The 10,060-nt window shown below is 71.3% G+C and carries 6 protein-coding genes; 5 read left to right on the forward strand and 1 reads right to left on the reverse strand.

Annotated features, from left to right (window positions below; translation table 11 throughout):
• Positions 1-177 precede the first annotated feature (177 nt).
• From BSTEL_RS11210 to BSTEL_RS11220, 3 genes are all read left to right on the forward strand, one after another.
• Positions 178-2,268, forward strand: coding sequence for a lamin tail domain-containing protein (locus BSTEL_RS11210; protein WP_051923100.1), 2,091 nt, complete (start codon positions 178-180; stop codon positions 2,266-2,268).
• A gap of 132 nt (positions 2,269-2,400) precedes the next feature.
• Positions 2,401-5,019 (forward strand): hypothetical protein, encoded by a 2,619-nt coding sequence (locus BSTEL_RS11215; RefSeq protein ID WP_034530455.1) that lies wholly within the window; start codon positions 2,401-2,403, stop codon positions 5,017-5,019.
• Complete coding sequence (locus BSTEL_RS11220) at positions 5,016-5,780, forward strand: hypothetical protein (protein ID WP_034530456.1); 765 nt, start codon at positions 5,016-5,018, stop codon at positions 5,778-5,780. The genes BSTEL_RS11215 and BSTEL_RS11220 overlap by 4 nt, the downstream gene beginning before the upstream one ends.
• A 9-nt stretch (positions 5,781-5,789) precedes the next feature.
• Here BSTEL_RS11220 and BSTEL_RS11225 read toward each other — a convergent pair whose 3' ends face one another.
• Complete coding sequence (locus tag BSTEL_RS11225) at positions 5,790-6,989, reverse strand: caspase family protein (RefSeq protein WP_034530457.1); 1,200 nt, start codon at positions 6,987-6,989, stop codon at positions 5,790-5,792.
• Between the two features lie 188 nt (positions 6,990-7,177).
• On the opposite strand from BSTEL_RS11225, the gene BSTEL_RS11230 reads away from it, so the two are divergent.
• Both BSTEL_RS11230 and BSTEL_RS11235 read left to right on the forward strand, forming a co-directional pair.
• Complete coding sequence (locus BSTEL_RS11230) at positions 7,178-9,544, forward strand: WD40 repeat domain-containing protein (protein ID WP_156963313.1); 2,367 nt, start codon at positions 7,178-7,180, stop codon at positions 9,542-9,544.
• A 7-nt stretch (positions 9,545-9,551) separates the two neighbouring features.
• A partial coding sequence (locus tag BSTEL_RS11235; RefSeq protein WP_034530467.1) for a toll/interleukin-1 receptor domain-containing protein occupies positions 9,552-10,060 on the forward strand: 509 nt, incomplete at its 3' end.

Raw genomic sequence — 10,060 nt, forward strand, 5'->3', positions numbered from 1 at the left:
CGGCGGGCGCGGTCGCGGCGTCGCTGCGCGTGCGCGACCGCCGCCGCGAGCGTCGCGACGCATGAGTTCGACGAACGTTCACGTCGAATCCACACGTACGTCGACCGCGCACACACGCGACGTCACTTCGGCCCCATAGCGTGGAACCGTATCGTTTCATCGATGGAAGGGGAAGACATGACCACGCAGCATGATGGCGTCGCGCGGCGGCTGCTCGCCGCGGCGATCGCCGTCGCCACGTTCGGCGGCGGGCTCGCGATCGGCGCGCCGGCCGCGCTCGCGGCGGAAGGCATCACGCCGACCACGGACGACGCGACGACCGTGACGGCACCGACGACAGAAACGCCCACGACGGAAACACCCACGACCGAAACGCCGGCGACGACCGCCGACAAGCCGACGGTGATCATCAACGAGGTGTTCGCCGGCAACACGAAGGAGCTCGGCGACCCGGTCACCGAGCGCGACGACTGGGTGGAGCTCAAGAACACCGGCAACGCGCCCGTCGACGTCAAGGGCTGGGGCATCTACGACGAGAAGCAGAAGAAGCACTACACGATCGGCACCGACAAGGAGATCGTCGACGACACGACGATCCAGCCGGGCGGATACCTCGTGGCCGCGATCGACTACACCGGCGAGCCGGGGCTCGGCGCCGACGCCGACTCCGTCTACCTCACCTCGCACGTCGGCGACACGTACGACGCCGCCGCGCAGGTGGACGCCGTCACTTGGAAGCTCGCCGACAAGATGACCGCCAAGCAGTCCTATGCGCGCGCCGACGACGGCACGTTCAAGGTCAGCGACAAGCCGACGCCCGGTGCCGCCAACGAATTCCCCGATCCGACGCCCACGTCGAAACCGGACGACAAGATGACCGTCGACGCGTGGCCGGGACTGACCGACGTGACCGCCGTCGACGCCGAAGGCGAATTCGGCGCGAAGGGCCAGTCCGGCGACCATACGGACGGCAACCTGTCCGGCCTCATCTACGAGCAGGGCCGCGACGGCAAGCCGGACACGCTGTGGGCCGCCGACAACGACCTCAACCCGACGCTCGGCAACACGAGCGACAAGGGCCCCGGCTCCATCAACAAGTTCATCAACGTGGACGGCGCATGGAAGCAGGACCCGTCCAATGGTTGGACGTTCACGAAGAACGGCGCGACCAAGGGCGGCAAGCAGCTGCACTTCAAGGACGGCAAGGGCGGTGCCGACTCCGAGGCCATCACGCTGATCCCCGGCGCCGACGGCAAGCCGGACAGCACGAAGGGCGTGTTCATCGGCGCCGAACGCGACAACGAGGACAAGAAGAAGCCGCGTCCGTCCATCCTCTCCTACGACGCGAACGCCAAGACCTCCGACACGAACGGCGACGGCGCGCAGGACCTCACCGCCACCCACGAGTGGAACCTCACCGCCGGTCTGAACCAGTTCGGCGTGACCCTCGGCAAGGACGACGCCAACGCCAGCGTCGAAGGCGTCGCGTTCATCCCCGACAAGACCCTCACCGCGAAGGGCTTCCAGTCGAACCTCGACCCGAAGAAGGTGCACGCCTACAACCCGGACGGTACCGCCAACGACTACCACGGCCTGTTCTTCGTGGCGCTGGAGAAGACGAACGCCATCTACGCGTTCGCCCTCGCCACCGTGGGCGGCCAGGACGCCGCCTACCCGGTGGCGTCGATCCCGCTGCCCGCCTCCGCGACGAACGCCGGCTACGACGGCCCGCGCGACCTCGTCTGGGACGCCGAACACGACCAGCTGCTCGCCGAAGGCGACAACGACAACGGCACCGGTTCGAAGATCGGCGTCTACACGTTCGACGACAAGGGCGCGCTCGCGCTCACCAAGCTCCTCGACACGCCCACGGAGATCGCCGGCCAGAACACGGAAGGCTTCGCGATCACGCCCGACTCGTACGCGCGGACCGTCGCGGGCGGCGCGGCCGGCAAGACCTACAAGCCGGTGTTCTGGGCCGATGACGGCGTGACCGGCGGTCATTCGCTGCGTCAGGGCTGGATCGAAGCCGTGAACCCGAACCCGGGCCAGACGCCCGGCGGCACCGGCCAGCAGGGCACGACGACCCCGCAGAACCCGGGCAAGACCGATCCGACCGCGAAACCGCAGGCCGGCGGCAAGGGCGGCGCACAGCCCAAGCACCTGTCCGCCACCGGTTCGCCGATCGTGCCGATCGTCGCGGCCATGGTCGCGCTGCTCGCGCTCGGCGTCCCCGCCGCGCTCGCCGCGCGCCGCCGCGTCTCCTGACCGGCCGCACGCCCACGCCGCCCGGGCCGGCATCGCCCGGTTCGCCTCCGATCCGCATCATCGTACGACATAGGAGAATCGTAGAATGATGCCGTCGGAGGCGACGTGGCGGTCGCCGGGCGGGAGGAACACATGAACATCGCGGTCACCGGGCATCGGCGCATCCCCGACGCGGCATCGACGGCGCGCGCACCATCACCATGGAAGCGCCCGTCTGCCGACGACCGCACGCGTCGCCTGTCCGACGACTGGTATCCGGGCGAATGGCTGGAACCGGTCGACCCGGACATCGTCGGCCCGTTCCTCGAACGCTACATGGCCGGCATGTCGCGGCGTATGGCCGCCTACCTGCGCGCGCAGGGCGCCGCGGACGCCGGACTCCCCGGCACCCGCGCGGGCACCGGCGGCACCGGCACGGACGCCGCCGGCCGCCGGCGCGCGTACGGCGTCGACTTCCTCAACCTGTGCCTCATCGTCGATCAGGAGCGCACGTTCCCGATCGGCGAGCGCAACCTCGCCGACGGCGTCTACGAGCCGGACGAGGAGACGGCCATGGCTGCGGCGATGATGCTGCAGCTCGAATTCGACCGGTTCGTCGATTTCGTCGCCGCGCTCGACCCGCATATCGACCGTCGCGGATTCGTCGCCGCGCTACGCGACGCCTACGGGTACGAGGGCGACATCGACTCCTCGGACTTCCTCGACCTGCTCGCCTCGCGCACGGCGGAACGCATGGCCGGCGAACGGCTGCGCGACTGGTCGCGGCGGCCGGTCGACGCCGCCGCCGGCCCGGACGTGGCCGCCGGCGCGTGGGAGCGGACGGTCCGGTCGCGTCTCGCCGCATGGGGATTGCGGGATGCCGCTCCGGACACCGCATCATCGCGCGATACGGGTCGGAACGACGGCGTGGATGCCGTCGCCGCACTGGAACGTGCGGAATCGCATTGGACACGACGCGTGGCCGGCACCCGCCGCCACACGCCGCGCGCCCGTCGCGACGTGGCATCATGGTGCGTCTGGCATGCCGTGCTGGACGTCGTCCGGCGGACGGACCGACATGCCTACGACGTGCGATGGCGGGGCGTGGACACGCCCGAACGTGACGCGCGACGGTTCGACACACTGCCGGCGCCCGACGACGCCATCGCGGCGCGGGACGGATCGCACGGCACCGGCGTACACACATCGCGTCATTCACGTCACTCGCGCCACGGGCTGGACGGTTCCGCGTGGAACACGCTGATGGGCCGCATGGTCGTCACGCATCGGCGCGTGTCGCGCGGGTACGCGCGATGGTGCGACATGATGCCCGGCGAGAACGACATCGCCGGCATCCGGCTCGCCGTGCGCGCCATCGCCGACACGTCCGCGTTCGCGGATCGGACGCTCGCCGCGGTGTGCAACGCGCTCGTGCGCGGCGACGTCGAACCGCCGTGCGACGCGCGCGAGGCGGCGCGCATGCTGCTCGCCTACGCGTGCGTGGGACGCGTCGTGAACCTCGACGGTGCGCGGGACGAGGGCGCGGCTGCGGCCGCGGACGACGCGCCTGGCGAATACGTGTACGTCGGATTGCGCAACGCGATCCTCGGATACGCCGGCTACGGGGGAGCGCGGCGCACGCTCGCGCCGGACGAGTACCGCGACTACGTGGCGCTCGTCTCCGGCGGCGAGACGCGTGGCACCGACGGGCGCGCACACGACCCCCGCCGCCGCGCCGTGTGGATGTTCCCCGGCATGGAGGATCGGTTCGGCTCGGTGCGCGCATCCATGCAGGCGCGGGTGCGCGAGGCGATGGCCGCCGGATACGACCTGGGGGAGACCGGCGGCGACGCGTCCCCCATGCCGGAATCATGGTGGCGGTTCCACGACATGGCCGACAAGGCGGTCAGCCGGTGGCTCGGCGGCGAAACCGTCCACGCGCTCGCCGTCGACGGGCACGGACACACGCTCGCCTACCGGTCCACGAACCCCGTCGCCGCCTATCAGGACGTGAACGCGTGGCGGCTCGCCGGGGCGCTCGAACGCTACGAGGGTGAACGCGGCTGGGGCAGCGGCGGCCGGCTCGCCGACCTGTACCGCGACCGCGGGCACCTGAGCAAAAGCGGCGGCAGGGCCGTCGACCGGTCCATCCGCGACTATGCGGACAGTGCGCGCGGCGCCGTCGACGCCGTCCAATACCTCGCCGCCGTCACCGGACTCGGCATGATGCTCGGATCCGACCAGTCCGTCGAGACGTTCGTGCGCCTCATCGACTTGTGCGACGAACGCGGCGGCGAACGGTTCCGCAAATCATTGTGGACGCTGATCTGCGTCGCCAAATCGAAACGCCTGTGCCTCACCGTGCCGGGCGCGCACGGCCGGCACGTCGGCGTGAGACTCATGGCGATCATGCTGTCCGACCCGGAACGGCTCGCCGAAGCGGAACGCGAGTTCAAGATCGCGAACCTGCACCGCGCGCTCGGAACCGTGCGCGACGGCGACAGGGCGGCGGACGTGGAGGACGACGCGGCGGACGTGGAGGACGACGCGGCGGACGCGTGGCGCGGCATCGCCCGCGACATCGACGCCGCCGAACACGTGGTGCGCGGCGTCGCGCTCGCCGCGTTCACGCGGCTGCGCGCCGCGGACCGACGGTGGACGGCGATACGCGTCACGCCGGCGGACTGCGTCGGCTCGCGCATCGACCCCGCATCCGACGGCGCGTGCGTGTTCCACGCCGATACGACACGACGGAAAGGAGCGACGGCATGAGCGACGACACGACCGCACGCGGCATGGGCGCAGACGCATCGGCGGGCGGCGTCTCGCCGTGGAGGGACGGCGCGGCGCGGCCGTTCACACCCCGCGACGTGATCGCAGGACTCACCGGAGGATTCCCGCCGACGCTCGCCGTGCAGGTGCTCGCCGACGATGCGGCCCTCGCCTACGCGAACCGGTATCTCGGACGGTATCTCGCGCTCGCCGGGCACCTGCCGTACCCGTATGAGAGCCGCGTGGAACGCGAATGTCGCGAATCCACGCCGGAAGGCGACGCCGACCTCACGGTCGCGCTCGCCGTCGGCTACGGCGTGCCCGATGCGATGTTCGACGAGCTGGCGCGCGAACTCGACGCGTGGGACGGCGGCGTGACGATGGGCGCGATGGACGCGGATTCCGTGGCTTCCACGGCCTCCGCGCATGCCGACCGGTTCGCGCCGGTGCTGCTCGGTGATGCCGGCGACGTTGGTGATGTTGGTGGTGCCGGGACGCGACCGGCGGCGGGGGAGCGGTGGGATGCGACGTTCGTCTCCCAACGCGCCCGCGTACTGGTGCGCCGCGACGACTCGGGCACGCTGGCGTTGCGCGTCGACATGCCGGACGCGGACGGCGCGCACCGGCTCACGTTACGGTTCGCCGACGGAAGCGAACTGGCGTTGGACATCGACGTGCGCCGCGGCACATGGCGTCGAGGCGGCGTGGCGGCTCCCGCGGCGGCCGCCGACGGCCTGCCGGTCAGCTGCACCTTGCGCTGACGATGGGCGTCACCGCTTGTGCTGGATGTCCCAGTAGAGGCGACCCAGATCAGTCAGACGCACGAAGCCCCGCCGTCCGGTCGGCTCACGGCGGTCCGCATCCCATTCGGCCATGCACGCCCAGAACAGATCCGCCTCGTGCGTCGCGCCGTCCGGCTCGCGGATGAACGCCTCCAGCAGCTTCGCGTTGCGCAGATGCTTGAACAATTCCATGTCGCGCTGCAGACCGTCCAGCTGTTCCCACGTCTCGTCGCCGGCGCGCGTCACCCCGTCGCGCGCGGCCGGCGACTCGTGCTCCGGATGCACGGCGAACGCCGCCTCCTTCGTCGGGAATCCTGTGAACGGCTCCAGCGGTTCGCCGTCGAACATGCGCGTCGCCGCACGACGGCGGGCGGGGGTCGCGAGGCCGCGCGCGTCGTCCGGGGCGATGCGCGCCAGCTCCTCCTCGGTGATCTGCCGGCTCGCCTCCACCTGACGCAGCACGGTCGTCGCGTCGCTCCACGTGCGCAGTACCGGCTGCTGGCCGTCCTCGCCCAGGTCGAGCAGCGCGCACACGGTGGAGTGCAGCGACAGCGGCGTGATGACGCCCTGCACGTCCGCGGCCGCGCCCTGCAGCGCGGCCATCAGTGCGCTCGTGTACATGAGATGCGTGCCGAACAGGGATTGCGAGGCCGTATGCTCGTCGGTGCTGGCGAGGATCGTCGTATTGCGCGGCCACTCCATCGTGGCGGCGACGCCCGCATGGCAGCAGTCGAGGATGATCGTCATGCTGCTCGCCTGCGAGGCGAACGCGGCGTCGCGGATGTCGCTCACGCGGATGCCGCGGCGGGTGGCGGTGTTGGTCGGGTCGTCGTCCGGGTCGTCGTCCGGGGTGAGCAGCAGCAGGTCGGTGCCGTCGCCGATGGGGATCGCGTGACCGGTGAAGTAGAGGAGCGCGTCGCCGCGGCGTACCATGCGGAACAGGTCGCGCACGCGGCCGGTCAGCGCGTCCGCCGTCATCTCCGGGTCGGCGGGATCGAACGGGTCGGGCGTCGCGTACACCTCGCCGCCGAGCAGACGGAAGTTCGGCTGGGGCGTGCGCGGACTGTTCTCGCGAATCAGCCGGGCGAACGCATGCGCGTCGACGCAGCAGCATCGCGGCTGCCGGTCGGCGTACATCGCGTTCGCGTACTCTCCCACGCCGATGAACAATGCCAACCGCTGCGCCATATCGTCCCCCTCCGTATCGGGCCGTCCATCCCAGTGCCATCATATCGGCGCCATCCGTCTTCCCTTCCTATATTGCGCGCGAGTATGGTGCGCGACACACGGGTTTCGCGCACCAGAATCGCGCGGAGGGGGATTGGGCGGCGGAACGGGGCGGCCGTATCATGGTGGGGAGGGGAGAGGAGGCGGCGATGCCCATACCACAGCCCACGGCACAGCCGACCGTGATGATCGTGGCGCATGGGAGCGATGCCATGGCGGCGCGCGAGGCGGCCATGGCGGCCACCGCGCAAGGCAGACGCGTCACCTTGAACGTGGGCGCGCCTACGATCGCCGCCGCTGACGCCTCCCGGTTCGATCTGGTCGTCATCATCCTGAGCGCACCCGCGGTGCGCGGCGAGGCGTTCGTCGACTACATCAACGCGATCGCGCGCGCCGCCCGCACGGTGGCGCCGGTGCGCGTCGACGGGATGCGCCCCGAATGGGCGGGGCCCGACGTCGACCAGTACAATTGCGCCGACTTCTCGCAATCCCAAGGCCCCGCGCGCATGGCGCGTTGGAACGACCTGTTCCGTCTCAACATCGCCTCCTACGACGCGTTCAACGCGTTGCGTGCGAGCGCGGAACGGTGGGCGCGCAACGGCGGCGGCGACGACTTCCTCATCCAGGACCGGCGTCGCGCCGAGGAGTCCGCGCGGCTCGTCGCACGCATGGCGGCGGACCCGTTCGCCCGCCCCGACGAGACGATGCGCGCGTATACGGCCGGATCGGTCGCCTATGCGGCGCGCGTGCGGCGCAGGCGGATTTGGTCGAACATCCGCGTAGGCGTCGCGGTCGTGCTCGTCGTCGCGTTCGTCGCCGGCACGATCCTGTTCACCCGGTGGGCGAACCAGCGGTTCGTCGCCGCCGTACAATCCGTGTCCCGCTTCCAATCGGACGTCGCCCCCGAATTCTCCACGTACCGCACGATCCAGGCGGCCGAGGCCGGCGGCGTGGACGAATCGGCCGCCGCAGCGACGATACGCGATGGTCTCGCACGCGACTGGACGCTGCTGGACATCGGCGTCGAGAACTCGAGGCAGGGCGACTACACCGGCTCCGGCGTGTTCTCCGACGATGGTTCGCGGTTCGTCGCGGAATCGTCCGGCGGCGTGCTGCGCGTCTGGGACGTCACCACCGCGAAGCCATCGCAGGCGTGGCGCGTGGCGCCGGGACGGTTCGAATTCGCCCTCGCCGCGGACGGCCGCACGGCCGCGGTCACCGGCGACAAGGGCCTCGTGCTCGTCGACCTGGACCACGGGTCGGCGCGTGTCATCGACGCGAAGACGCCGGTCCTCTCACGCGTCGCCGCCGACAAGGACGCGACGCGCGTCATGGTCGAGAAGAGGGACCACGTGGCCGTCTGGCGTAACGGCGACGGCCTGCGCGACTCCACGGCGAAAGGCGAGGTATTCGACGTGAAACGCACGGACCGGGGCCTGCGCGCGCTGGTGCGCGACGGCGACACGCTGCACGTCGTCGGCGAGGACGTGGACGCGAAACCCGTCGACCTCGCCCTGCCGAAGGATTCCGGCGAATTCGTCTACGGCGTCATCGGCGCGGACGGCACGATCGTCGTCATCGACGCGGGAAGGCTGCTCGTCGCGAAACGCGGCGGGCAGGACGCCTATGCGGACGGCCTCAAGCCCGTCGGCGTCGTCACGCGCGACCTGCCGCTCGGCCTCGCCGTCTCCGCCGACGGACGCACGGCCGCGGTGAGCACCAGCCAGGACGGCGTGCGCCTCATCGACCTCGGCCACGGGCTCGATCTGGGCGCCGCATGCGAGACCATCACCGCCGTCACCTATCCCACGTTCTCACGCAAGGGATTGCTGGCGTGCGGCAACGGTCTCGACGTCGCCATCCAATCGACCGACGCCATGACGCCTGCGGACGCGCGTCCCGCCGGCGCGCGCGTCTCCGACACGACGACGCCGCGCGGCGTGACGGACGCGGCGGGCGGCGCCGTGCGCGTGCAGGCGACCGGCGACGGCGCGATCAGCGTGACCACGCCAGCCGGCACCGCGCGTGCGACGGTCGCGGCGCGACACGGCACGCCGACCGTCGCCGCCGTGACGCCGCAGGGCGACGCGGTCGCCGTCGGCACCGACACGGGCGACGTCATCGCATGGGACATCGGCGAGACGGACAAGGCGTCGGGGAGTGGCGGCGAACCGACGGCTGACCATGGTGCGCCGCTGGTCCGCGCCGGACGGCAACGCCGTCGACCGGCTCGGCTGGAGCCGGGACCGGTCGCGGCTCACCGCGCACACCGCATCCGGCTGGTGGCGGCCATGGTCGCTCGCCGGCACCGCCACGCTCGCCGGCGCGACCGCAGCCGCCGCCGCGCGCAACCCCGTATGCTGGCCCAGCTACAACATGACCGCGTTCGGCGGCTCGTTCGCGCGACGCCACAATCTGACCGCATGCGCCGCCGCGCCCGCCGCCACGGCGACGACCGGCGACGGCGGCATCGGCGACGGAACCGGCGCGGACGGCAAGTAGGACAAGGAGAGTAGCGGATTCATGGGATACGTGTTCGTATCGTATTCGCGCCGGCAGTCCGCCGCCGCGGACGTGCTCATCGACTGGATGGAACGCAACGGCATCGCCGTATGGAAGGACACGGCGAGCATGCCCGCCGGCGTCGCATGGCGCCGGCAGGTCACCGAGGCGATCCGCGGCGCCGACCTCGTCGTCATGTGCGTCTCGCGACTCTGGTACGGCTCACGGGCGTGCCGCGACGAGGAGGATCAGGCCGCGCACTACCATCGCCCGCAGGTGCGCGTCCCCGTCGACGAGGGACGCTTCGACCCGGCGCGAGCCGTCGCCGCGATCCAGGCCGCATGGGCGGCCGTCACCCCCGAGGACCGGCTCGCCGGCGAACTCGAAACCGCGGCCGGCGACTGGGCGAGCCGCGGCGGTAGGTCACGCGACCTCGCCCGCGGACGCGCGCTGAAAGCGTATCGGCGCGCGTTCGGCGGTCCGGCGCGCGGTGCCCGCGGCGGTCGCGGCGCGCGCGGCGGCTCGGCGAC

The organism is Bifidobacterium stellenboschense (assembly GCF_000741785.1).
In the GTDB taxonomy this organism is placed as follows: domain Bacteria; phylum Actinomycetota; class Actinomycetes; order Actinomycetales; family Bifidobacteriaceae; genus Bifidobacterium; species Bifidobacterium stellenboschense.